We start from the raw sequence: 23129 nt of genomic DNA, 5'->3' as shown, positions 1-23129 counted from the left end.
GGTTACGGTTCCACCGAGTGGATAAGTTCGACGATGCGCGTCAGAACGGTGGGATCGGTGTCCGGTGGTACCCCGTGGCCGAGGTTCACCACGTGGCCCGGGGCAGCCGACCCTGCCTTGAGGACGTCGAGAACGTGTGCTTCGAGCACCTCCCACGGCGCCGTCAGGAGTGCAGGGTCGATGTTGCCCTGCAGGGGAACCGTGCCGCCGAGGCGCCGGTTGGCCTCGTCGAGCGGTAGCCGGTAGTCCACCCCCACCACGTCCACGCCGACGTCGCGCATGGCGACCAGCAGCTCCGAGGTACCGGTCCCGAAGTGGATGAGGGGTGCGCCGAGACCCCTCACGAACTCGAGGGCACGCCCGGAGGCCGGGGCGACGTGCGCCTGGTAGTCCGCCAGACCGAGGGACCCTGCCCACGAGTCGAACAGTTGCGCCGCGCTGGCGCCGGCTTCCAGCTGGGCCCGGAGGAACTTGCCCGACGCATCGGCAGCCCAGCGGGTGAGCGCACCCCAGGTCTCGGGATCGGAGTGCATCATGGTGCGCGGCCCCAGGTGGTCGCGGGAGGGTTTGCCCTCGACCATGTAGGCGGCGAGGGTGAACGGCGCACCGGCGAACCCGATCAGGGGGGTGCTGCCGAGTTCAGCGACGGTCAGTGCGACCGCCTGACGGATTGGTTCAAGTGCCTCGTCGGTAAGCTCCGGAAGCGCCGCGACGTCGGCGGCAGTGCGGATCGGGGCGCCGAGCACGGGACCGATCCCCGGGACGATGTCGACGTCGACACCGGCGAGCTTCAGCGGGATGACGATGTCGGAGAAAAAGATGGCCGCATCTGTGTCGTGCCGGCGGACCGGCTGGAGAGTGATCTCCGAGGCCATGGCCGGGTCGAGGCAGGAGTCGAGCATCGCTGTCCCCTCCCGCAGCTTGCGGTATTCCGGGAGGGACCGTCCGGCCTGGCGCATGAACCACACCGGACGACGACTGGGCCGCTGACCGCGGTAGGCCGAGATCAGAGGCGAGGAGGAAGTCCGGCCATCTACCAGGGGGTGTGCTGCACTCAAAGTCATATCTCGATTGTGCCCAAGTTCGGACGGTTTGGGTTAACCCACCGGTCGCCGACGTTGAGCGGTCCGCCTGCCTCCGCTGGCCACAGCCGATGGAGGGTGGTGAATCTCACCCGCCACGATCACCGAATTGGCGGGGAACTTAGGCATACCTATTGAAGCGCAGGAAGCAGATTTCGCTATGCTGATGGGGCTGTGGTTTTACTATCTTTGGTTGCAACCCATTCCGATGTGGATCTGGAAACCGTCGCCCGACTCAGTGTCGGCGCCGACCAGGTCGCATCCGCTGTGCTCGCTGACGGCCCGGCGGTCTCTGGCGCTGTCACCCTGGCCACGTGCAACCGCCTCGAAATCTATTGCGATGCCCCGTCCACCGATGATGTGGAGGCTGCACGCTCCACCGTCATCGCCCGCATCAGCGGACTGTCGGGCCTGCCCGAAAGCTGGGTCTCCTCGGCCTTCACTACCCGTACGGGCGAGGACGTTGCCCGCCACCTCTTCGCCGTCGGGGCGGGTCTTGACTCTGCTGTCGTCGGGGAACGGGAAATCGCCGGCCAGGTGCGACGGGCATTGATCGAATCCCAGGCTAACGGGACCACCAGCGGACCGCTGGTTCAGCTCTTCCAGGAAGCTTCCCGCACCGCGAAGGACGTCGGCGCGCAGACAGCGCTGGGTAGCCAGGGCCGCTCCATCGTGTCGGTAGCCCTCGAGCTGGCGGCGGACCTGTCACTGACCCGCGAGTTTACTGACAAGTCAGTGGTGGTGTTCGGCACCGGGGCCTACGCCGGTGCGACCATGGCACTGCTGAAGGAGAAAGGCTGCACCAGCGTCTCGGTCTACTCCTCCTCCGATCGCGCCGAAACCTTCGTCTCCACCCGGGGCGGGGTCGCGCTGACCTCCGAAACACTTCCGGCCGCGCTGGCCGACGCCGACATCGTGGTGGGCTGCAGCGGCAGCGACAACCGGGTTGGGGCCGACGACGTCGAACGGGTGCGGGCCGGCGTCGACAAGCCCCTGATCATCGTCGACCTCGCGCTGAGCCATGATTTCGACCCGGCCGTCGGGTCCCTGCACAACGTTGAACTGATCACACTCGAATCGGTCCGGGCTGCGGCACCCAGCGAGCAGGCAGCAGCCCTCGGCCAGGCAAGCACCCTCGTCATCGACGCCGCAAAGAACTTCCAGGACCGTCAGGACTCACGCGCAATGGACACCGCCATTGTCGCGCTCCGGAAGCACACGCAGCAGGTACTGGAATCCGAGATGCAGAAGGTCCGGGCCCAGCACGGGTGCACGGCGGCCGCTGAGGAAGTGGAGTTCGCTCTGCGCCGGATGGTCCGCCAACTGTTGCACGTGCCGACGGTCCGCGCCCGGGAACTGGCCGCTGACGGCCGCCAACAGGATTACGCCGCAGCGCTGGAAGCGTTGTACGGCATCAACCTGGATGCCCCGGCCGACCAGTCAGGCGACGCCGGTTGCCCGGTGCGGCAGGATCCACCCGCCACCGGCACTGGATAACCGCACCCCCCATCTAGTAGACCGGCTTCTCCGGCTCTATCTGTTTGACCCACTCCAGGATTCCGCCGTCCACGTTGTAGACCCGCGAGTGTCCCTCGGTCCGCAGGTGCCGGACTACGTCCGCCGATCGACCACCCGCCTTGCAGTGCACGTAGACGTCCCGGTCCGCGCTGACCGTGAGTTCGCCAGAGAGCACCGAGTTCTTGGGCATGAGGGTAGCGCCGTCGATACGGACAATGTGGTATTCGCCCGGTTCCCTGACGTCGATCAGGTCGAAGTCACGCTGCCCGCTCCCCCGCTCGCGCAACAGCTGCTCCAGCTCGGCGACGCTGACCGACGGTATGGGGTTCTCCGACGCCGCACTGCTGGCCGCCTCACCGTCGGCCGGCAGGCCACAGAACGCCTGGTAGTCCATCAACTCGGTGACCGGCACCGCGTCGGGATCGCGGCGGACCCGCACCTCACGCCAGCTCATCTCCAGTGCATCGAAGATCAGCACCCTGCCCAGCAGGGGAACCCCCGTGCCCGTGATGAGTTTGATTGCCTCATTGACCATGACCGAGCCGATCTGGGCGCACAGGACACCGAGCACCCCGCCCTCGGCGCAGGACGGAACGGATCCGGGCGGCGGCGCATCCGGGTACAGGTCACGGTAGCTGGGCCCGTGTTTGGCCCAGAACACACTCACCTGACCGTCGAACCGGAGAATGGAGCCCCAGACATAGGGCTTTCCCAGGATCTCTGCGGCGTCGTTCACCAGGTAGCGGGTGGCAAAGTTGTCGGTGCCATCCAGGATCAGGTCATAGCCGGAGAAGATGTCCACCGCGTTGCTGTTGTCCAGCCGCACCTCGTGCTTGACGACGGTGACCAACGGATTCAATTCGGCGATGCGCTGTGCGGCCGACTCCGCTTTCGACTGACCGACGTTCGAGACCCCGTGGATGATCTGGCGTTGCAGGTTGGAAAGGTCGACGACGTCGTCGTCGACAATCCCGAGGGTCCCCACCCCAGCGGCGGCGAGGTACAGCAGCGCTGGGGAGCCCAGGCCACCGGCGCCGATAACCAGCACCCGGGCGTTCTTCAGTCGCTGCTGCGCGGTCATCCCGAACTCGGGGATGATCAGGTGGCGGGAATAGCGCTCGGTCTCTTCCCTGGTCAGCATGGCATCCGGGTCGACCAGGGGGGCCAGAGCCTGGCCGTTTGTGCTCATGCCTTAAATGTATGCCCGGCAAACTCCCGGGGGCCAGTCGCGCGACCAACGAGGTTACCCGCGGGTAAACTGGAGGCTACCCTCCCCGGCCCCACCGCGGGACGCACCTCGACCGAAAGCCAGACGAACTGTGAGCGCAGAAGTACCGACAGGCGGCAAATCGACGCGCCTACCGCGGGATGAGCGACGACGCCAACTGCTGAGCGCCGCCCACGAAGTGTTCGTCGCCAACGGGTATCACGGTGCGGCGATGGACGAGATCGCAGAGGTGGCGAAGGTCAGCAAACCGGTGCTGTACCAGCACTTTCCGGGGAAGCGGGAGCTATACCTGGCGTTGCTGGAGAGCCACCTCGCCGAGCTGACCGCACTGCTGGTAGAAGCTCTGCAGTCCACCACCGACAACAAGCTCCGGGTCCACGCCACGATGCGGGCCTACTTCCAGTTCATCGCCCAGGACAGCCAGGCCCACCGGCTGGTCTTCGAATCCGATCTGTTCAACGACCCTGATGTCAGCGGCAGGCTCGAAGAGTTCAACGCCCGGTTTGCCGACGCGATCGCCGGCGTGATCGCCGAGGACACCCGCCTGTCCCACCTGGAAGCGACCCTGCTGGGGCACGGTCTGGCCGGGATGGCACAGGTCAGCGCGCGCTACTGGCTTGAGACAGACGGCAGCATGGACATCGATGCGGCAAGCGAGCTGATTTACCGTTTAGCTTGGCGCGGAATCAGTCGCTTCCCCAAGGAAATCTAGAGTAAGTTCCAGTGAGGGCAAGCAATAACCACCCACTTACCGCTACAGCAGGAGGAACCGCCATGGAAATCAAGATTGGTATCCAGAACGTCAACCGGGAAATTGTTCTCGAGTCCGAACAGACCGCCGACGAGGTTGCGGACATTGTGGCGAAGGCGATGAACGGCGGCGCTGAGCTCCGGCTGGCGGACAGCAAGGGCCGCCACGTCATCGTCCCGGCAAACGTTCTCGGCTACGTGGAAATCGGCGCCGAAGAGTCGCGTCGGGTAGGTTTCGGGGCCCTCTAGGGAACGGTCCACAGGGACCATAGGCGGGGTCGGGCATGGTAACGCTCCTGGCGGTCACCCTGGTGACGCTGGTGCTCGGCCTTGCCGTGCGGTTCGCCAACCGGCACCATCAGCACTACAACACGTTGCTGCTACCGGTCGTTGCCCTCGCCTCGGGACTGGCGGCCTGGGTGATCGTGCAGTTCACCGGGCTCGGCTACAACCCGGATCTGTTCTGGCTCAGCTGGCTGCTGCCGATCCTTTGCTCCGCCGTGATCACCATTGGCGTCGCGTGGTGGCTCGGCCAGCACCGGGAGGCAGCTGAGGCCGCAGCGCTCCGGAAAGTGTCCGATGACTAGAGCCCGGGTTGCCCCGCACGGCCGTCGGACCTTGCCCTGTAGGCTCACACCATGAGCGTTACACCCGAGCTGGCACTCTCACTCGACAACCGCTTCGTGCGGGAACTGCCCGAGTTGGCGGTTCCCTGGCAGGCCGAGACTACGCCTGAACCCCGGTTGCTCGTCCTGAACGAACCTCTCGCTACGCAGTTGGGGCTCGACGTCTCTGCACTGCGCGCACCCGGGGGCCTCGGGCTCCTGACGGGTAACGAGGTGCCCGAAGGTGCAACCCCGGTGGCCCAGGGCTACGCCGGGCACCAATTCGGGGGGTTCTCTCCTCGTCTCGGTGATGGTCGGGCGCTCCTGCTCGGAGAACTCACTGACCCCAGCGGCCACTGCTACGACCTCCACCTCAAGGGGTCGGGGCGCACGCCCTTCGCCCGCGGCGGCGACGGGCTGGCCGCTGTCGGACCGATGCTCCGTGAATACATCGTCAGCGAGGCCATGCACGCCCTCGGTATTCCAACGACCCGATCCCTTGCCGTGGTGGCGACCGGACAATCCGTCCGCAGGGAGACGCTCCTGCCCGGTGCCGTGCTGGCCCGGGTGGCGGCCAGCCATCTGCGGGTAGGCAGCTTCCAGTACGTCCAGACGATGGGCGACGTCGACCTCCTCCGTCGCCTCGCCGATCACGCGATCAGCCGTCACTATCCCGAGGCCGCGACCGCCGCCCATCCCTATCTCGCCCTGTTCGAGGCAGTCCAGGCCGCCCAGGCTTCCCTCGTGGCCCGATGGATGCTCGTCGGGTTTGTCCACGGGGTGATGAATACGGACAACATGACCATTTCCGGGGAATCGATTGACTACGGACCGTGCGCGTTTATGGACGGGTTTGATCCCGGAGCAGTGTTCAGCTCAATTGACGATGCCGGTCGCTACGCCTACGCCAACCAACCGGTGGTTGCCGAATGGAACCTGGCCAGGCTCGCCGAGGCGTTGCTGCCCCTGCTGGACGATGACCAAGAGCAGGCCGTCGCGCTGGCCACAGAATCCCTCGGCCGGTTCCGTGATCAGTACGGTGCAGCGTGGTCAGCCGGGATGAAGTCCAAGCTGGGGTTCGCCGCCGACCATGATGATTCGGTGGTCCTGCCGCTGGTGGATCAGCTCCTGGCCCTGCTGCAGGACACTCGCGCCGACTACACCTCCTTCTTCAGGTCCCTCGGGGCTGCGGCACGGGGCGACGCCGGGCCGGTTCACGCCCTGTTTGAGGGCGACCAGCAGGGTCTGGATGAGTGGCTTAACCGCTGGCTCGCTCTGGGTCCGGATTCCACAGCGATGGAGCGAACCAATCCCGCCTATATCCCCCGCAACCATCTGGTGGAGGAAGCTCTCGCGGCGGCGACGGACGGCGATTTGGAGCCACTCGGACGCCTCCTGGAAGCGGTCACCGCGCCTTTTGACAGCCGCCCCGGACTGGAACGCTACGCTACCGGCGCACCTGAGGACTTCGGAACCTACCGGACCTTCTGCGGCACGTAGGTTTCACAGTCCCCTCCCGCAATCCTGCGACCCAGTTTCACCCTATGGTCATCCCCATGCCGTTCGTTCACCGCTTTGATCGTGCCTTTGGGCGAGGCGATCTCGGCAAGCACTCTGTCAGTATCGGGGATGTTGGGCCGCACTGTGTTGGGACGCACCAGGTTCAAGCCGCTCCGGTTTGGGGCGCAGCGTGCTCAAGCCGCTCCGGGTTGAGGGCTTCCGCGTTTCCGTATCCGACGGCGCCGGATACCTAGTGTGACGGATTCGGGCCGAATAGCTGGTTTGGCTCTCCCCGGCTCGGCGCCGGCTCCAGCGCCAGCTCCAGCTCCAGCTCCAGTTCCGGGTAGGGGTGGTGCGGTGGAGTGGTAGGTGTGGCCGGTGGGGGTGGTGGTTTTGAGCTGATGTCTCGGTCCGGGTGCGGGGGCTACAGCCCAGCCGGGGTGTTCTTTGGTGTGGTTGCATGCTTCGCAGAGTCCTGCCCCGTTCGTGATCGATGTCGGCCCGCCCCGATGCCACGGGATGATGTGGTCGATGTGGCGGATCGGGGCGTCGCAGTACGGGGTCCGGCAGGTGTCATCCCGGGCAGTAATAAACCGGCGTTGCGCTTTGGTGAAGAGCCGGGCCGTGGAATCCATCGCCACCAAATCCCCGGTTTTCGGGGCCGTGTAGAGGCGACGTAACCAGACGTCGAAAGCCGAACCTCCTTCCCCCGACCGGCTTTGACCTTTCGGACCAGTGACAGTGCCGCCAGCTGGCCCTGACCCGGTCGAACTTTTCGTTCCGTCCTGGCTGTTTGCTGGGCTGGTTGCTGGGCTGGTCGTTGGTTTTGTGCTGAGGAGGTTGCGTGCCCAGCTGGAGGGGACGATGCCGTAGCCGGGGATCCTGGCTGGTTCGCTGTCGCCTTGGAAGAGGGCACGGTCGGTCATGATGAGCTGCAACTCGACCCGGCTGATACCCCCGGGGACCCCGGTGACGCGTTCGACGAGGGTATCGGCCATCACCTGACCCCGGGACCTGGGGTCACCGGCACCCCGGACCGTGTCAGCGTGACGAGTCAACACGGCGTAGGTGGCGACGGCTTCCTTCACCGGAAGCAACGCGGTCAGATAGGCCATGGTGTCCGGTGCCGGCCGGATACTCACACACCGCTCCGTCACAGCGTGGGCGGCCCGGTTCACCACCGACCGGGGATCCCGCCGGTACGCGGCTGCCTTCGCAGCGGCGACGACCGCCTTATCCCCACACCCGGTGAACCTACCCGTATCAGCTGATAGCTCTTCATCCACGGCAGCACGGTCAACACTACTGAGGCACGCGGTCTCTTTCACCAACAGGGTCGCCCGCCACTCATTGAGCTGACCCGTGTGAAGGGCCGCCAGTGTGTGGGGCATCTCCGTGACCAGCGCCCGCGCCAAGCCGAGGAGCCGGCTGCCGCGGGACGGGGATTCACGCCTGGCTAATGCGACCTGCGCCCCCACCCCTTTGCCCTGTTCGGCGGCGGGTACCCCGGCGAGGGTTTGGGTGTCGCGTTCAGCGACGTCGATCGCAACCGTGATCCGGGCTTGTACCCCAGCAATCGCCGACTTCAGATCCTCCAACTCCCGCAACTGATCAATCAACCCTGCCGCATCCACCGCCGGTTTCAGGGAGTTCAGCGCTTCGGCCAGGGCTAGGGTGGAACGCTCACGGCCAACCCCGGCAGACGCAGCGGAAGAAGCACCGTCAGCAGCACCAGAGGAGCGGCCGCCGCCAGGTTCACCAGAAGAACAAGCACCCGAGGCTCCCCGCGGAGCCACCACTCGGGAGGGGGTTCCCTTCCGTTTCGGTGATGGAGCTGCCCTGCCTTCCATACCTCTATTGTCCCAAACCCCACCGACATTCCTGCGGAACTAAGGGCTATGTGGACAAACCTCTCGAACGAATATTCGAACGATGAGAGTCTGCCTATCCGACGAGGTAGGGCCAGGCCAGAAGGAGAGGACGAACAAAATGTTGCTGAGAGACGCCCGGAGCCAGCGCAGAGAGTTTGTCAGGTTTAGTCGTTAGCTTCGGCGTCAAGGGCAGGACGGGCCGGATACGGAGCAGATCCTGGTCCAAGACCTGCGCCCCGCTGGCGGCGAGCATCAACGCCGGCGAAATCCCCAGCCTAGGTGTCCCAAGACAGCTAGGCGGTCAGCCCGAGAACACTCATCCGGCGGGAATGATTACGGGTCAGCTGAGAGAAGAGCAGGAGGGTCTCCTTTTCCTGGTCCTCCTCGGCGCCGGCGAACAGCAAGGCACCGAGAAAGGCCCGCTCGATCCCGATCCGTTGCGCCTGGGTAAGCGCCTCGCCCACCAGACGTCGCCCCCAGAGTGCCAGCCGAGACGCCAACCGTGGGTCGTTGGCGAGCGCGGCCTGCAGTCGCTCCTGCAGTAGCGGGCCCTGTTCATCGGCGGACTGGATCCTGCCGATCAGCTCCCGGGTGGGCGCATCCAGCCGTCCGGCGAGCGCTGTGTAGAAGTCGTCCGAGATCGCGTCGATCACATAGGCCTTCATCAGTGACTCATACCAGTCGCCCGGCCGGGTCCTTTCGTGGAAGGAGTCAATGGACGGCTGGAACGGGGTCATTGCGGTTTCCACGTCCACCCCCAGCGCGGCCAGGTGGGCGCTGACCATCTCGAAATGCTCAAACTCGATCACGGCGAGACGCCCCAGCGTGGCACGGTCATGCAGCGTGGGCGAGAACCGGGCATCCGATGACAGCCGCTCAAACCCTGACAATTCTCCGTAGGCCATCACCCCGAACAGGTCAACGATGAACCGTGCGTACCGGGGATCATCGGGAAGCCGCGGCGTCACTCCGGTGGCCGTATCTGTGACGGCGCCGGATTCCGCGGCGTAGGAGGTGGCTTGCTGAGGGGTGACTTGCCCGGATGGGGAGGACGGCGCTGAACTCATGGGGTTAAGGGTACCGGTGCCGAACCGTCGGGCCCGGTCATCTGTCCCACCACCAACCCTGCGTTCCCGGAGCCCGGTGTATTACGGTTGAGGTTGTGCCGTACTCGCATCTGGATTTGTCGAACCGGAACTCACAGCTTCAGCTGACCCGTTCCCTGCAGTTGCTCCGTGAAGAGTTGAGCCTTGAGGCTGACTTCCCGCCCGACGTTCTCGATGAGGCCAGGCGGGCAATCACCAGCCACTCTTCCCCAACGACCGATCTAACCGGCCTTGGTTTCATTACCATCGATCCACCCGGGTCCACCGATCTGGACCAGGCGGTTCATCTGGAACGCGACGGGTCCGGCTACCGCGTCTGGTACGCGATTGCGGACGTTCCAGCCTTCGTGGCACCCGGGGGTGCCATTGACCGTGAGGCCCGCCGCCGCGGTCAGACCGTCTACGCGCCGGACGGCAGGATCTCCCTGCATCCTGAGCTGATTTCCGAGGATGCCGCCAGCCTGCTGCCCGAAAAGGTACGGCCAGCCTATGTGTGGCAGTTCCTGCTGGATTCGGAAGGGGAGGTGCAGGACATGGATCTGCAGCGCGCCACGATTCGCAGCCGGGCCCAACTGACGTATGAGCAGGTGCAACGGGACCTCGACTCCGGCGGCGCACCCGAGAACCTGGTGCTGCTCAGGGAGGTGGGACTGTTGCGCATCGAACTGGAACGACTGCGCGGGGGTGCCAGCCTGAACCTTCCCGAGCAGGAAATCGCCAACGACGGTGACAGGTATTTCATCCTCACTTCACCGCCGTTGCCCGCCGAGGACTGGAATGCCCAGATTTCCCTGATGACCGGAATGGCCGCCGCACAGCTGATGATCGACGGAAAGATCGGTGTGCTGCGGACCATGCCATCACCCGATAAAGAGTCGGTGGCCCGTTTTCGCCATCAGGCACGGGTCCTCGGGAAACCCTGGCCGGAGGGCATGGCCTACGGCGAATTCCTGCGAAGCCTTGACACCACCGAACCGCGCCAGCTGTCCCTGATGCACGCGGCCGCCTCGCTGTTCCGTGGTGCTGGCTACACTGCGTTCGACGGCGACCTGCCTGCAACCATGACACAGGCGGCCATCGCCGCCCCCTATGCCCACACCACAGCCCCGCTGCGCCGGCTGGTCGACAGATTTGTGCTGGTGATCTGCGCGGCGCTGTGCGCCGGGACGGAGGTCCCCGGGTGGGCCCGGGACGCACTGCCGGAACTGCATTCGTTGATGAACTCATCCAACCAGCTGTCCTCCCGGCTGGAGCGGGGCGCCCTGGACGCCGTCGAGGCGGCGCTCCTGAGCAACCTGGTCGGCCAGGAGTTCGACGCCGTCGTCATTGCCGCTTCGAAGCCACCGAACGGGAACTCCCCCGACGACTATCGGCCAGTCGGAACCATCCAGCTGGCCAACCCCGCGGTGGAGGCCAGATGCGAGGGTGAACTGGTCGCGGGCGAGGAAGTCCGGGTACGGCTGGTAATCGCCGATATTCCAACACGGACTACCCGGTTCGAGTTGGTCAATGGTGCGCCCACGCCCGGCGTGTCGGGTACCGCCGCCGGGGCAGGGTAGAGTTTACTTCCGTAGTAATGGATGCCCGGTCGTACTCGTCATATCTTGATTAGTAACCCCTGACCCGCAAGTACCTACGCGATCTTGAGTTCTTCTTAGCCGGCAGGATTCCCTCGAATCCCCGGCCTGCAGTTGTAAGCCCGCGATCGGCTTCCACTGGACGCCATGCGCCTGTTCCTCCGGGCTGACCACACGTCAGCCACCCGTCGAGTTCAAGCAGCCGCACGGCCTAAATGAACGGTATTTAATTGAACATTGATGACACTCAGGTGCAAGACACCCACCACCTCCATGCTGACAACAGCGACGAGGAGATCTTCGTCGAGGAGACCCTCGTAACCACCGAGGAGCCTCATAAGGAGGCGGAGGAAACGTTCGCCGACTTCAACGTCCGCGCTGACATTGTGGAATCCCTGGCCGACGCCGGGATCATCCACCCCTTCCCTATCCAGGCCATGACCCTGTCCATCGCCCTCGGCGGCCATGACATCATCGGCCAGGCCAAGACTGGAACCGGCAAGACCCTCGGCTTTGGCATCCCCGCACTGCAGCGTGTGGTGGCCCCCAAGGACGACGGCTACGACCGCCTCCCTGTGCCCGGCGCTCCCCAGGCCCTCATTGTGGTGCCCACCCGCGAGCTCGCCGTCCAGGTTGCCGGCGACCTCACCACTGCCGCCAAGAAGCGGCACGCGCGGATTGTGACGATCTACGGCGGACGGGCCTACGAGCCACAGATCGAGGCGCTGAAGAACGGCACCGAGATTGTGGTCGGCACCCCCGGTCGTCTCATTGACCTGTACCGGCAGAAGCTGCTCTCCCTCGCCAATGTGAAGCTGGTGGTGTTGGACGAGGCCGACGAAATGCTCGACCTCGGGTTCCTTCCGGATGTCGAAACGCTCATCGCCGGTACTCCTGCGGTCCGTCAGACCATGTTGTTCTCCGCCACCATGCCCGGCCCCGTGGTCGCGATGGCTCGGCGCTACATGACGCAGCCCACCCATATCCGGGCTGCGGATCCCGAGGACGAGGGCATCACCAAGAAGGACATCCGCCAGGTCATCTACCGCGCGCACAACCTTGACAAGGCCGAGGTCGTGTCGAGGATCCTACAGTCCCGCGGCCGCGGCCGAACCATCATCTTCACCAAGACCAAGCGCACCGCCGCGAAGCTTTCGGAAGAATTGATCGACCGTGGGTTCGCCGCCGGAGCGATTCATGGCGACCTTGGCCAGGGCGCCCGCGAGCAGGCGCTGCGAGCCTTCCGCGGCGACAAGATCGATGTCCTGGTCGCCACCGAGGTGGCAGCCCGGGGTATAGACGTCGAGGACATCACCCACGTCATCAACTACCAGTGCCCCGAGGACGAAAAAGCGTACCTGCACCGGGTTGGCCGCACCGGCCGCGCGGGCAAGAAGGGCACCGCCGTCACCTTCGTGGACTGGGACGACATGCCCCGGTGGGGCCTGATCAACAAGGCCCTCGGCCTGGCTGCCGCCGAGCCGGTGGAAACCTACTCTTCTTCCCCGCACCTCTACGAAGAACTCGACATTCCCGAGGGCACCAAGGGCAGGCTCCCCCGCAACAAACGAACTCTGGCCGGCATCAACGCCGAAACGCTCGAAGATTTGGGCGAAACCGGCAAGAAGCACCGCACCGGTGCTGATTCGCAGGGCTCCGGCCGGGGACGCGGCTCGGAACGCTCGGGCAGCAACGACCGCTCACGCGGCGGGGACCGCTCGCGTTCCGCCGATCAGCGCGGCTCACAGAAGTCCGGGGACACCCCGGGCAGCCGACGTCGTCGGTCAGGCGGATCAGGCGGATCAGGCGGATCAGGCGGATCAGGCGGATCAGGCGGATCAGGCGAGGATTCAGCACAGGCACGGCAGCCAGCGGCGACCGCGCCCGCTGGCGACGGCGCTCCTGCAGCCGACCGTCCCCGCCGGAGCCGCTCACGGACCCGTAGCCGCAATGGCGAGGTAGTCAACAAGCCCGCCGCCGGAACCGACGGCTAAGCACTCAGTGGCCGTTCCCGGGCCGGCGCCCCTGTGGCGCCCGGACGGCAGCAACCTGGTGGTGCACGCGGACAACGCGACCTACCTTCCCACGCTGCCGGACAGGTCCTTCACCATGATCTACGTTGACCCGCCCTTCAATACGGGGCGGGCTCAGCGGCGCCAGCAAACCTCGATGGTGCGCAACCTTGATGGGACCGGGGACCGGATAGGTTTCAAGGGACACAGCTACTCGACCGTCAAGGGCATGCTTGCCAGCTATGACGATGCCTTCGAGGACTACTGGGAGTTCCTTGCGCCACGCCTCGCGGAGGCGTGGCGGCTCCTCACCGATGACGGAACCCTGTATGTGCACCTGGACTATCGGGAGGTGCACTACGTCAAGGTGATGCTTGATGCGCTCTTCGGCCGCGAAAGCTTCCTGAACGAGATCATTTGGGCCTACGACTACGGTGCACGGGCGAAGAGCCGGTGGCCCGCCAAGCACGACAACATCCTGGTCTATGTCAAGGACCCGGCGAATTACTACTTCGACAGCAGCGGGGTGGACCGGGAGCCGTACATGGCGCCCGGGCTGGTCACGCCGGAGAAGGCGGCGCTGGGCAAACTGCCCACCGATGTCTGGTGGCACACCATCGTCTCCCCCACAGGCCGGGAAAAGACCGGCTACCCCACGCAAAAACCCGAGGGTCTTCTCCGTCGGGCCGTCACGGCCAGCAGCCGCGAAGGCGACTGGGTTCTTGACTTCTTCGCGGGGTCCGGGACGTTGGGAGCGGTAGCAGCGAAACTGGGCCGCCGCTTTGTCTGCGTGGACCAGAACCCCCAGGCGATCGAGGTAATGAACTCCCGGCTCGGCCAGTACTGTGAGCCTTCCACTCCGGCAGGCCCGGACCGGACTCCGAAGATCTAGTTCTCCAGGGCCGGGTCAGCGGACGACGACGGACCCGGTGGCGAGTGCCTCAATCTGCTCAAGCACCGCCGGGGAGGTCAGGTTCTCCCCCAACCGGTTGGGTTTCCCCTCCCCGTGGTAGTCACTGGATCCGGTGGTAAGAAGCCCGTGCTGGGCGGCGATGCGCCGGAGCTCCTGGCGTCCCGGCTCCGGGTTGTCCCGGTGCTCAATCTCGAGGCCCTGCAGGCCGGCGTCGATCATCTGCCCGACGACGTCGTCGCCCACCACCCGTCCGCGCGCCGAGGCCACCGGATGGGCGAAGACCGCCACCCCTCCCGCCTGGCGGATCAGCTCAACGGCCCGCGCGGGGTGTGGCGCGTAGTGGCCCACCCAGTAGGGCGAGGCGGCGGTGAGGATGTGGCTGAAGGCCTCACTGCGGTCTGAGACGATTCCCAGCGTGACCAGCGAATCAGCGATGTGGGGGCGGCCGACCGTTGCACCCTCGGCAATGTGCTCCTGCACGTCGGCCCAGGTGATGGGATAGTCGGCGCCGAGGCGTTCGACCATGCGCTCCGCCCTCGACAGCCGTGCGTCCCTGGACCGCTGGATCTCCTCCATCAGGGGCGCGTTCAGCGGGTTGTGCAGGTAGGAGAGCACGTGGACGCTGATGCCTGTTTCGGTCCGGCAGGAGACCTCCATCCCGGGGATCAATGCCACTCCCTCCAGCTGCGCAGCCTCGGCAGCCGGCCCCCAACCAGCGGTCGAGTCGTGGTCGGTCAGCGCGACCACGTCGAGTCCGGCGTCCCGGGCCGTCCTGATCAGCACGGCTGGGCTTTCGGTGCCGTCCGAGACGGTCGAGTGGGTGTGTAGGTCGATTCTCACCCACCCAATCTACGCCCGCGCCGACGCTCGGATGAACAATTGTTTGGTTGCCTCCGGTACCGGTGGGATCATAGGGGGGTGAGTACTGCAGAGAACGACACCCTGTCCCAGACCGCCGCGACGCCTCTCACCCCAGAGGAGCAGCCCCTCGCCGCCCGGAACGAGAACCGTTCCCAGCGGCCGGATTCGGATGCATTCAAGGCCTTCATGGCCCAGCAGTGGGCAGCGAAGCCCACTGAGCTGCCCGCCGAGGCGGAGGTGGCGCCCTACGCAGCGAAGCGACGACGGGCCATCTCTGACAAGTTCCCCGGCGAGCGGATCGTGATCCCAGCCGGACCTTTCAAGGTGCGCTCCAATGACACCGACTACCGGTTCCGGCCACATTCAGGGTTCGCCCACCTGACCGGTCTCGGGCTTGACCACGAGCCGGACGCTGTCCTGATCATGGAGCCCACCGAGGCTGGCCAGGGCGACGACGGCGGCCAGCACCACGCCACCCTGTACTTCAAGGAACTCGCCGGGCACGACAACCCGGAGTTTTACGCCAACGCGCGGTACGGCGAGTTCTGGATCGGATCCCGCCTGTCCCACGCCCAGGTCCAGACACTGCTGTCGATCAAGACGGCAGACCTGTCCGAACTGGAGGTCGCGGTCACCAAGGATGCGGGAGTACCGGAGGTCGGCGGCATGCGGATCCGGTTGCTGCGTGAGGTGGACTTCAACGCCGACGCGCTGGTCGATACTTCCCGGATCAACACCGGCGTCGATCTGGAGAAGTCCGACGAGTTGGACAGCAAACTCGCTGAGGCCCTCTCCGAGCTCCGGCTTTTGAAGGATTCGTGGGAGGTCGAGCAGATGAAGGTTGCCGTCGCCGCGACCGTCAACGGGTTCCACGAAGTGGTCAAGGAAATTCCCCGAGCCATCACCCACCCCCGCGGTGAGCGTGTGGTTGAGGGCGCCTTCTTCTCCCGCGCCCGGGAGGAGGGCAACGATCTGGGATATGACACCATCGCCGCGTCCGGTAACAACGCGACGGTGCTGCACTGGATCCGGAACAACGGGCAGGTTCACGCCGGTGACCTGTTGCTCCTCGACGCGGGCGTCGAAGCCGACAGCCTGTACACCGCCGACATCACCCGCACCCTCCCCGTGAACGGCAAATACTCGGACGTCCAGCGGAAGATTTACCAGGCTGTGCTCGACGCGGCCGACGCCGGGTTTGCCGCCGCCCAGCCGGGCCGCAAGTTCCGGGACGTGCACCAGGCATCGATCACCGTCCTGGCCGAACGCCTCGACGCCTGGGGCCTGCTCCCGGTGTCCCTCGAGGTGGCCCTGTCCCAGGACGGCCAGCATCACCGCCGCTGGATGCCCCACGGCACCAGCCATCACCTCGGCATGGACGTGCACGACTGCGCTCAGGCCAAGCGTGAGCTCTACCTGGAGGGGATCCTCACCGAGGGCATGGTGTTCACCATTGAGCCGGGCCTGTATTTCAAAGACGAGGACCTGTCAGTGCCCGAGGAGTTCCGCGGCATCGGTGTACGCATCGAAGACGACATCCTGATGACTGCCGACGGTCCCGTGAACCTGAGCGCAGCGCTGCCCCGCGAGGCTGACGACGTCGAAGCCTGGATGGCGGGCATCTACAGCCCCACCGGAGAGTAATCCGATGACCGCCCAGCCGGCAGCGCCGTCACCGGCAGAGCTGACGGCGCTGGCGGCCGGTCACGGTCTCGAGCTGGATCCGGAGAGTCTGCGCTTCAACGAGGCGAGCCTCGACTACCGGGTGGTGTTCGCCACCGCCCTCGACGGCGAACAGTGGGTACTCCGGCGCCCCACCGGAGGCGTTCAGCAGGACAGTTGACGCCTACCGCGACGTCACCTGCACGGGCGGGAGCTTTACTGCTTCGGATCCTGCTGAGCGGTTTCCCTGGGTTCCTGCGGCCCGGTTGGCTCGGTCGCCGGCCCGTTGTCCGGCTGGGTCACGCGCACCCCGTACTGGGGACGGCCGTCTGGGAGATCGGCGAACTGTCCGCGTCGCACGCCTGACTCCGGGGTCGGTTCCCCGGCGGAACCCTGCGAACCGGTCGGCTGCTCGCCGGCAGGCTGCATGTTGCGGGGCGGCTGCGCCAGCGGATCCTGCCAGGCGGCCGGCGTCGTCGGCTGCTGCGGTTGTCCACCGGCTGCGGGGGGCTGCCAGCCCTGCGGGGCGCGGGCGGGGTGCTGGGACTGCCCATTCATGGGGAGTTGCTGCAGCATGCGACGGGCCTCGCCCGCCGAATCCGGTTCGACAATGACGTCGTAGCTGGTCGCGATGACCTGGCTTGTCGAGGTGAAGTCCCGCTTGCCACGCTGGAAGGCGTAGGTGATTACGCCGAAGAGCATCCAGAACACCGCACCGAGCGCCATCGAGGTGATGATCGGCAGGTACGTGCCGCCGTCGCCAAACAGGGTAAGGATCAGGCCCACGAAGAAGCCAAACCAGGCACCGGTAGCCGCGCTGGCAAGAGCCACCCGTGGGTAGCTAAGCCGCCCGGTGACCCGTTCGACCATTTTCAGGTCGCTGCCGATGATCGAGACCTTCTGGACCGGGAATTTACTGTCGGCAAGGAAATCCACTGCCTTCTGCGCATCCAGGTAGGCACTGTACCTCCCAACGGTCTCGCCTTTGGGCAGGGTGCGGCCTTCATCCCGTGACGCCGTTCGTCCAAGCACGTTTGACATGATCCTATTCTTGCCCACTTTGACTGTGCTGTGGGCCCGTATCGCTCGCAGTGAACTAGCCCCCACCGGCCCCCGACTCAATAACGCAGAACCAGCTGTTCCGAAGTAGCCTAGGCAGGTGAGTACTAACCCGACCCGCGTCTTTGTGGCGCGCCTGCTTGGCCTCGATGTGTTCGACCCCCTGGGTGACCGTCTGGGCAGGCTTCGCGACGCCGTCGTCCTGGATCTTGGACCGAATGCCGCCCCGCAGGCGGTGGGCCTGGTGGTTGAGGTTCCCGGCAAACGGCGCGTCTTCGTGCCGATGACCCGCGTCACCTCCATTGACTCCACCCAGATCATCTGCACCGGGCTGGTCAACCTGCGCCGCTTCGAGCAGCGGGGTGCCGAAATGCTGGTCGTCGGGGAACTGTTCGACCGCCGGGTCACCCTTCGTGACGACAGCGGTGAGGCGACGATCGAGGACATTGCCATCGAGATGGACCGTGCCGGCGACTGGCACGTGTCCCAGGTGTTCATCAGGCGCGGGACGGCATCGTCACCCCTGCGTGGTCTCAGGCGCGGCGAGCGCCTGATCGTTGACTGGCTGGACGCCTATCACGGCGACGCGGCCGAGCCCCAGGGTGCCTCCCAGTTCGTCGCCCAGCATGAGGACCTGAAACCGGCCGACTTCGCTGATGCTCTCCACGAAATGAGCGACAAGCGGCGCACCGAGATCGCTGGCGCACTGCAAGACGACCGTCTTGCGGACATCCTCCAGGAGTTGCCCGACGACGACCAGGTACAGATCATCTCGTCCCTCAACCGCGAGCGCGCCGCTGATGTCCTTGAGGAAATGGACCCGGACGACGCCGCCGACCTGCTCAATGAGCTCCCCGAGGCGCAGAAGGAAGATCTGCTGGCGCTGATGGAGCCCGAGGACGCCGAGGATGTCCGGCGGCTGCTTCAGTATGAGGAGGACACTGCGGGCTCCATGATGACGACGGTGCCGGTCATCCTCCCGCCCGAAGCGACGGTGGCGGAAGCACTGGCTCATGTCCGCCGCGAGGAGCTTACTCCCGCCCTGGCGTCGTCGATCTTCGTCTGCCGGCCACCCCTGGAGACCCCGACCGGACGGTACCTGGGCGTTGTCCACATCCAGCAGCTGTTGCGGTTCCCACCGCCCGAGCAGTTGGGCAACATCGTGGATACCGATCTGGAACCCGTTGGCGACCAGGCCAACATCAGTGAAGTGGCGCGCATCCTTGCCACCTACAACCTGAACTCCCTTCCCGTGGTCAACAAGGAGGGCCGGCTGGTCGGTGCGGTAACGGTCGACGACGTGCTGGACCACCTGCTGCCCGACGACTGGCGGGCCGCAAACGACTATCCCGGAGTGACAAAGGGAGCAACAAATGGCTGAGCGAATTAAAACCACTGCGACGGGGCTCGACACCCCCCGTGAGAGCAGGACCCGCTGGCTCCCCCGCCTGCGCCCCAACCCTGACCGGTTCGGCAGCGCCACCGAAAACTTTGCCCGGTTCATGGGGACCCCCCAGTTCCTGTTCTACATGACCGTTTTCGTTGCTCTCTGGCTTGCCTGGAACTCGTGGGCACCCGGCGGGCTGCGTTTCGACAGCGCCGCGATCGGTTTCACCCTGCTGACCCTGATGCTGTCCCTGCAGGCGTCCTACGCCGCTCCCCTGCTCCTGTTGGCCCAGAACAGGCAGGACGACCGCGACCGGGTGTCACTCCGCCAGGACCGTCAGCGTGCCGAACGCAACCTGTCCGACACCGAGTACCTGACCCGCGAGATCGCGGAACTCCGCATCGCCATCCGTGAGGTTGCCACCCGCGACTACGTCAGGTCGGAGCTCCGCTCAGTGCTCGAGGAGATCCTCGACACCGAGGACAAGGACACCGCACTGCATAAAAAGGCCCGGCGCCGGAGCGGCGAGCAAACAGCGTCCCTGCCAAAACTCCAACCCAACCGGACAGACCGGACGTGACGGAAACGTCAGCTACAACGCTGGAGGAAATTGACGCGGCCTTGGGGACCGTGATCGATCCTGAACTTCGCAAACCCATCACGGAGCTCGGCATGGTGGCTGGCACCGCGTTCGACGACGGCGTGGTCACCGTCGACATTCTGCTCACCATTGCGGGCTGTCCGCTTCGGGGCACGATTACCCGGGATGTTGAGGCAGCGGTTGGCGGCTTGCCGGGCGTTTCGGCAGTGGAGGTCCGGCTAGGGGTGATGACCCAGGAGCAGCGGGACCGGCTCAAGGAACAGCTCAAAGGGCCCGGCGACCGGTTGGGTATCCCCTTCAACGACCCCGGGTCCCTTACCCGGATCTATGCGGTGGCCAGCGGAAAAGGCGGCGTCGGTAAATCCAGTGTCACAGTGAACCTTGCGGTGGCGATGGCCGCGCAGGGGCTGCGCGTAGGGATTGTCGACGCCGATGTGTACGGCTTCTCCGTGCCGTCACTGATGGGGATCACCCAGGCGCCCACCCGGGTTGATGAGATGATCCTGCCCCCCGTGGCAATGGACGTCAAGGTCATCTCCATCGGCATGTTCATCACCGGCAACCAGCCGGTCGCATGGCGAGGACCGATGCTGCACCGGGCACTGGAACAGTTCCTTGGCGACGTGCATTTTGGTGACCTGGATGTCCTTTTCCTGGACCTGCCTCCCGGCACGGGAGACATCGCGATCTCGGTCGCACAGCTCCTCCCCTCATCCGAGCTGCTGGTGGTCACCACGCCGCAGACGGCCGCAGCTGACGTGGCCGAGCGGGCGGGCACCATCGCCGCCCAGACCGGGCAGAAAGTCTCGGGAGTCATCGAGAACATGTCCTGGCTTGAGCTTCCCGGCGGGGAACGGATGGAACTCTTCGGCCGGGGTGGAGGAGCGGCCCTCGCGGGGCGCCTCACCGATGCGATGGGATACCCGGTACCGTTGCTGGGCAGTGTCCCACTCGAGGTTGCGCTGCGGGAGGGCGGCGACAGCGGCCAACCCATCGTCGCCGGCGCCAGCGACTCGGCCGCCGCACGGGAACTCCGCGACATCGCGGGGGCCCTTGCGCGCCGTCCACGTGGGCTCGGCGACCTGCGGCTGAAGGTCACTCCCACCTAGGCGTATTGACCACCGAGGTCAATGACGAGCAGCGCGGTCAGAGCAGGTGGCCTAGGTCGCTTCCAGATCGAACGGTGCTCGCTCGCCGACCGAAAGATGTGGGGAGCTGGCTACCGACGGCATCGGGCGGGCACGTGGTCCCGACTCGACCGGAGGAACCGCCCCACCCGAGGCCAACCCGGCGGCGCCCGATGCTGCGCCACCTGACCCCTTGATGCTGCCGGGTGCGCCGCCGCTGACCGGCTTGAAAGCCTCCTGCACGTCGTCGAGCAGGGCTTCCTTGATGATCCGGCGAGGGTCGTACTGGCGGGGGTCGAGCTTCCGCCAGTCCACTTCGTCGAGTTCCGGACCCACCTCGTCCCGGAGCTGTTCACGGGCGCCGGTGGCCATCCGTCGAAGGTCCTTGACCAGCCGCCCCAGCTGACCGGCATACTCGGGGAGGCGTTCGGGTCCGAGCACCATGACGGCGATCACCGCCAGCAGCAGAAACTCGAGCCCGTTGATTCCAAACACTGATGAAGACTACCTTTCTGCGGCGGCAGGAGCTACTTGGCTCACTGCCCCGAGGATGGCTGCGCCAACTTATTGAGGCCGCGAAGGATCCGGCTGAGCGGATCGTGGGGGGTCGGCGTGGTGGGGGCGAGCTGCGAGTGTTCGGCCAGCACCAGCTGGTTGACGGCCGCGGGCATCTCGGCAGCTGGCAGGCTGGAAATCACCGTGTAGGTCACGGAGCGGGAGTCGAGCACCACCTGCCAGGAGTGGCCGGGGTGCACCCACAGCTGGCGCTGCATCCCGCCGATGCGTTCGAAGCCGTCCGCAGTCACCGAGTTCCCGGTGACGGCATTGATGGGCGGCGACGCCTCAGGCTGCCGACCACTACCCAGCTTCCGTTGCTCGTAGATGGTGACCGAATTGGCCCCGTCCTCGAGCACCATCATCAGCGCCGGGCGACCGGCGACGGTGATCGCTTCTGCGCTGGAGACCGTGAACCCCATCCGCTCCAGGTCCGGGCAATACCAACCGCCGCCCCTCAGCTCTTCGAGTTCGCTGGCATTCAGCACCGAAGGTGATTCGGCGGCCACCGACTCCCAGCCCGCCATCAGCGCGCCATTTCGGCCCGTGTCGGCGAGGATGTCGTCCTCCGATTCAGCACCCAGTACATAGGCACCCGTCAGGGTTGCCAATGCCACAACGACGAGGCCGCCCGCGACGGCCATCGGTGTGCGGTGACGCGACGCGAACCCGCTCATCCTGCGGGCCTGCTCACCGTGGTGCCCGACGTCGTCGGTCAGGTCCACGGGCGCGTTGGCCGGTTCGTGGTGGGCTGTGGCCATGATCCGGCCCACCAGGTCGGCGTCGGGTCGCGGGATCTCGGAATTCTGTAGCCGGTTCCGGACACCACGATGTCCCTGCACGATCTCCCGGCAGGAACCACAGCGAGCAAGGTGGTTCTCGACCGCCCGACGGCGGCCGGAGGGCAACTCCCCGTCGACGAAGTCAGCTAGATGTCGCTTCGGATGTCGCATAGCCGCTAACGGGCACCTGCAATCCGGGGCATCTGCATCCGCGGACCCTTCGCCGCGGTGAGCGACGGATCCCGGTGGGCGAGTTTCTCCCGCAGCATCGTGCGGCCGCGGTGAATCCGGGAGCGAACCGTTCCGAGCTTGACGCCGAGCGCCTCCGCAACCTCGTTGTATGCCAGTCCCTCAAGGTCGCAGAGGACCACCGCGGCGCGGAAATCGGGGGGAAGCTCCTCCAGGGCGGCCTGCACGTCAATGTCCAGGTTGTTGAACTCGAAGGTTCGTTCGGGGCCGGGGTGAGAGCTCGGAAGTCTGCTTTCGGCCTCTTCGGTGAGCCCGTCGAACCTGATCCTGCTCTTGCGTCGCGCCTGGTCGAGGAACAGGTTCGTGGTGATGCGGTGGAGCCAGCCGTCGAGCGTGCCCGGCTTGAAATTGGCGAGCGACCGGAAGACCCGGACAAACACTTCCTGCGTGAGATCCTCGGCGTCGAACTTGTTGCCCGTCAGCCGGTAGGCAAGACGGTAAACCTTTGGCGAATGGACAGTCACTACCTCTTCCCAGGACGGCGCCACCCAAACAGGTTCCGTCTCGGGGGTTCCATCGGCAGCAGTCGAATCGGCCACCGTTGTTTGCGAAGTGGACATCAACCTCTCCTCCCAGTGTGGGACGGCTGCTGCCGTCTCATCAGGGTATTCGCGGCCGATGAAGAACCGGATGCCCGGACTTGAATATTGCCCTATCAAGCTGGGAAATCGCTGAAAAATCAAC

General features: G+C 65.5%; 22 protein-coding genes. 13 read left to right on the top strand and 9 right to left on the bottom strand.

Annotated elements, in window-relative coordinates; translation table 11 throughout:
* Nucleotides 1-2: 2 nt before the first annotated feature.
* On the bottom strand, nt 3-1064 hold the full coding sequence (hemE, locus tag H4V95_RS05170) for a uroporphyrinogen decarboxylase (RefSeq protein ID WP_196865632.1): 1062 nt from the start codon (nt 1062-1064) through the stop codon (nt 3-5).
* Nucleotides 1065-1256: 192 nt separating this feature from the next.
* On the opposite strand from hemE, the gene H4V95_RS05165 reads away from it, so the two are divergent.
* Nucleotides 1257-2579 (top strand): glutamyl-tRNA reductase, encoded by a 1323-nt coding sequence (locus tag H4V95_RS05165; RefSeq protein ID WP_196865631.1) that lies wholly within the window; start codon nt 1257-1259, stop codon nt 2577-2579.
* Between the two features lie 13 nt (nt 2580-2592).
* On the opposite strand, the gene moeB is transcribed toward H4V95_RS05165, so the two are convergent.
* Nucleotides 2593-3789 carry a molybdopterin-synthase adenylyltransferase MoeB gene (moeB, locus tag H4V95_RS05160; protein ID WP_209729105.1) on the bottom strand — a complete coding sequence of 399 codons (1197 nt, stop codon included), beginning with the start codon at nt 3787-3789 and terminating at the stop codon, nt 2593-2595.
* A gap of 130 nt (nt 3790-3919) precedes the next feature.
* Here moeB and H4V95_RS05155 point away from each other — a divergent pair, with 130 nt between their 5' ends.
* The 4 genes from H4V95_RS05155 (at nt 3920) to H4V95_RS05140 (ending at nt 6683) form a co-directional block, all read left to right on the top strand.
* Nucleotides 3920-4540, top strand: coding sequence for a TetR/AcrR family transcriptional regulator (locus H4V95_RS05155; protein ID WP_312883952.1), 621 nt, complete (start codon nt 3920-3922; stop codon nt 4538-4540).
* Between the two features lie 62 nt (nt 4541-4602).
* Complete coding sequence (locus H4V95_RS05150; protein WP_196865629.1) at nt 4603-4827, top strand: DUF3107 domain-containing protein; 225 nt, start codon at nt 4603-4605, stop codon at nt 4825-4827.
* 35 nt (nt 4828-4862) lie between these two features.
* A complete protein-coding gene (locus H4V95_RS05145; protein WP_196865628.1) occupies nt 4863-5165 on the top strand; it encodes a hypothetical protein in 303 nt (100 codons plus the stop codon).
* 51 nt (nt 5166-5216) lie between these two features.
* Nucleotides 5217-6683 (top strand): YdiU family protein, encoded by a 1467-nt coding sequence (locus H4V95_RS05140; RefSeq protein WP_209729103.1) that lies wholly within the window; start codon nt 5217-5219, stop codon nt 6681-6683.
* A 194-nt stretch (nt 6684-6877) separates the two neighbouring features.
* Here the strand turns inward: H4V95_RS05140 and H4V95_RS05135 are convergent, their stop codons facing one another.
* Both H4V95_RS05135 and H4V95_RS05130 read right to left on the bottom strand, forming a co-directional pair.
* Entirely contained in the window at nt 6878-8533 is a 1656-nt protein-coding gene (locus H4V95_RS05135; protein WP_209729101.1) for an HNH endonuclease signature motif containing protein, read from the bottom strand.
* Nucleotides 8534-8847: 314 nt separating this feature from the next.
* A complete protein-coding gene (locus H4V95_RS05130) occupies nt 8848-9621 on the bottom strand; it encodes a ferritin-like fold-containing protein (protein WP_209729099.1) in 774 nt (257 codons plus the stop codon).
* Nucleotides 9622-9716: 95 nt separating this feature from the next.
* On the opposite strand from H4V95_RS05130, the gene H4V95_RS05125 reads away from it, so the two are divergent.
* From H4V95_RS05125 to H4V95_RS05115, 3 genes are all read left to right on the top strand, one after another.
* Nucleotides 9717-11219: an RNB domain-containing ribonuclease gene (locus H4V95_RS05125; RefSeq protein ID WP_209729097.1), complete on the top strand. Its 1503-nt coding sequence runs from the start codon at nt 9717-9719 to the stop codon at nt 11217-11219.
* A gap of 254 nt (nt 11220-11473) precedes the next feature.
* Nucleotides 11474-13231, top strand: a complete 1758-nt coding sequence (locus tag H4V95_RS05120; RefSeq protein ID WP_395939864.1) for a DEAD/DEAH box helicase — start codon at nt 11474-11476, stop codon at nt 13229-13231.
* 7 nt (nt 13232-13238) lie between these two features.
* The gene (locus H4V95_RS05115) at nt 13239-14141 is read left to right on the top strand and encodes a site-specific DNA-methyltransferase (RefSeq protein ID WP_209729095.1); all 903 of its coding nucleotides are present in this window, start codon (nt 13239-13241) and stop codon (nt 14139-14141) included.
* A gap of 15 nt (nt 14142-14156) precedes the next feature.
* On the opposite strand, the gene H4V95_RS05110 is transcribed toward H4V95_RS05115, so the two are convergent.
* Complete coding sequence (locus H4V95_RS05110; protein WP_209729093.1) at nt 14157-15002, bottom strand: PHP domain-containing protein; 846 nt, start codon at nt 15000-15002, stop codon at nt 14157-14159.
* Between the two features lie 102 nt (nt 15003-15104).
* On the opposite strand from H4V95_RS05110, the gene H4V95_RS05105 reads away from it, so the two are divergent.
* Entirely contained in the window at nt 15105-16667 is a 1563-nt protein-coding gene (locus tag H4V95_RS05105; RefSeq protein WP_395939863.1) for an aminopeptidase P family protein, read from the top strand.
* 4 nt (nt 16668-16671) lie between these two features.
* Entirely contained in the window at nt 16672-16866 is a 195-nt protein-coding gene (locus H4V95_RS05100; RefSeq protein WP_209729089.1) for a hypothetical protein, read from the top strand.
* 35 nt (nt 16867-16901) lie between these two features.
* On the opposite strand, the gene H4V95_RS05095 is transcribed toward H4V95_RS05100, so the two are convergent.
* Nucleotides 16902-17726 carry a general stress protein gene (locus H4V95_RS05095; RefSeq protein ID WP_209729088.1) on the bottom strand — a complete coding sequence of 275 codons (825 nt, stop codon included), beginning with the start codon at nt 17724-17726 and terminating at the stop codon, nt 16902-16904.
* Between the two features lie 118 nt (nt 17727-17844).
* Here H4V95_RS05095 and H4V95_RS05090 point away from each other — a divergent pair, with 118 nt between their 5' ends.
* Genes H4V95_RS05090 through H4V95_RS05080 form a run of 3 tightly spaced genes read left to right on the top strand, consistent with a single transcriptional unit; the run spans nt 17845 to nt 20841 of the window.
* Nucleotides 17845-19125: a magnesium transporter MgtE N-terminal domain-containing protein gene (locus tag H4V95_RS05090; RefSeq protein WP_209729086.1), complete on the top strand. Its 1281-nt coding sequence runs from the start codon at nt 17845-17847 to the stop codon at nt 19123-19125.
* Entirely contained in the window at nt 19118-19711 is a 594-nt protein-coding gene (locus tag H4V95_RS05085) for a DUF1003 domain-containing protein (RefSeq protein WP_196867867.1), read from the top strand. The genes H4V95_RS05090 and H4V95_RS05085 overlap by 8 nt, the downstream gene beginning before the upstream one ends.
* Nucleotides 19708-20841, top strand: coding sequence for an Mrp/NBP35 family ATP-binding protein (locus H4V95_RS05080; protein WP_312883951.1), 1134 nt, complete (start codon nt 19708-19710; stop codon nt 20839-20841). Before H4V95_RS05085 ends, H4V95_RS05080 begins: the two co-directional genes overlap by 4 nt.
* Nucleotides 20842-20892: 51 nt before the next feature.
* Here the strand turns inward: H4V95_RS05080 and H4V95_RS05075 are convergent, their stop codons facing one another.
* Genes H4V95_RS05075 through sigE form a run of 3 tightly spaced genes read right to left on the bottom strand, consistent with a single transcriptional unit; the run spans nt 20893 to nt 23005 of the window.
* Nucleotides 20893-21354 (bottom strand): twin-arginine translocase TatA/TatE family subunit, encoded by a 462-nt coding sequence (locus tag H4V95_RS05075; protein ID WP_209729084.1) that lies wholly within the window; start codon nt 21352-21354, stop codon nt 20893-20895.
* 41 nt (nt 21355-21395) lie between these two features.
* Complete coding sequence (locus tag H4V95_RS05070) at nt 21396-22367, bottom strand: anti-sigma factor (protein WP_209729082.1); 972 nt, start codon at nt 22365-22367, stop codon at nt 21396-21398.
* A gap of 5 nt (nt 22368-22372) precedes the next feature.
* Nucleotides 22373-23005: an RNA polymerase sigma factor SigE gene (gene sigE, locus H4V95_RS05065; RefSeq protein WP_209729080.1), complete on the bottom strand. Its 633-nt coding sequence runs from the start codon at nt 23003-23005 to the stop codon at nt 22373-22375.
* Between the last annotated feature and the right edge of the window lie 124 nt (nt 23006-23129).

This window comes from Arthrobacter sp. CAN_C5, from assembly GCF_017875735.1.
Lineage (GTDB): Bacteria > Actinomycetota > Actinomycetes > Actinomycetales > Micrococcaceae > Arthrobacter_D.
The sequence above is the reverse complement of the archived record's forward strand: the minus strand, read 5'-3'. Positions and strand labels throughout refer to the sequence as shown.

Coding starts and splice junctions, on each gene's coding strand:
- hemE (WP_196865632.1), bottom strand. CDS start 1,064: ATGACTTTGAGTGCAGCACACCCCCTGGTAGATGGCCGGACTTCCTCC.
- moeB (WP_209729105.1), bottom strand. CDS start 3,789: ATGAGCACAAACGGCCAGGCTCTGGCCCCCCTGGTCGACCCGGATGCC.
- H4V95_RS05150 (WP_196865629.1), top strand. CDS start 4,603: ATGGAAATCAAGATTGGTATCCAGAACGTCAACCGGGAAATTGTTCTC.
- H4V95_RS05145 (WP_196865628.1), top strand. CDS start 4,863: ATGGTAACGCTCCTGGCGGTCACCCTGGTGACGCTGGTGCTCGGCCTT.
- H4V95_RS05140 (WP_209729103.1), top strand. CDS start 5,217: ATGAGCGTTACACCCGAGCTGGCACTCTCACTCGACAACCGCTTCGTG.
- H4V95_RS05135 (WP_209729101.1), bottom strand. CDS start 8,533: ATGGAAGGCAGGGCAGCTCCATCACCGAAACGGAAGGGAACCCCCTCC.
- H4V95_RS05130 (WP_209729099.1), bottom strand. CDS start 9,621: ATGAGTTCAGCGCCGTCCTCCCCATCCGGGCAAGTCACCCCTCAGCAA.
- H4V95_RS05100 (WP_209729089.1), top strand. CDS start 16,672: ATGACCGCCCAGCCGGCAGCGCCGTCACCGGCAGAGCTGACGGCGCTG.
- H4V95_RS05095 (WP_209729088.1), bottom strand. CDS start 17,726: ATGTCAAACGTGCTTGGACGAACGGCGTCACGGGATGAAGGCCGCACC.
- H4V95_RS05085 (WP_196867867.1), top strand. CDS start 19,118: ATGGCTGAGCGAATTAAAACCACTGCGACGGGGCTCGACACCCCCCGT.
- H4V95_RS05070 (WP_209729082.1), bottom strand. CDS start 22,367: ATGCGACATCCGAAGCGACATCTAGCTGACTTCGTCGACGGGGAGTTG.
- sigE (WP_209729080.1), bottom strand. CDS start 23,005: ATGTCCACTTCGCAAACAACGGTGGCCGATTCGACTGCTGCCGATGGA.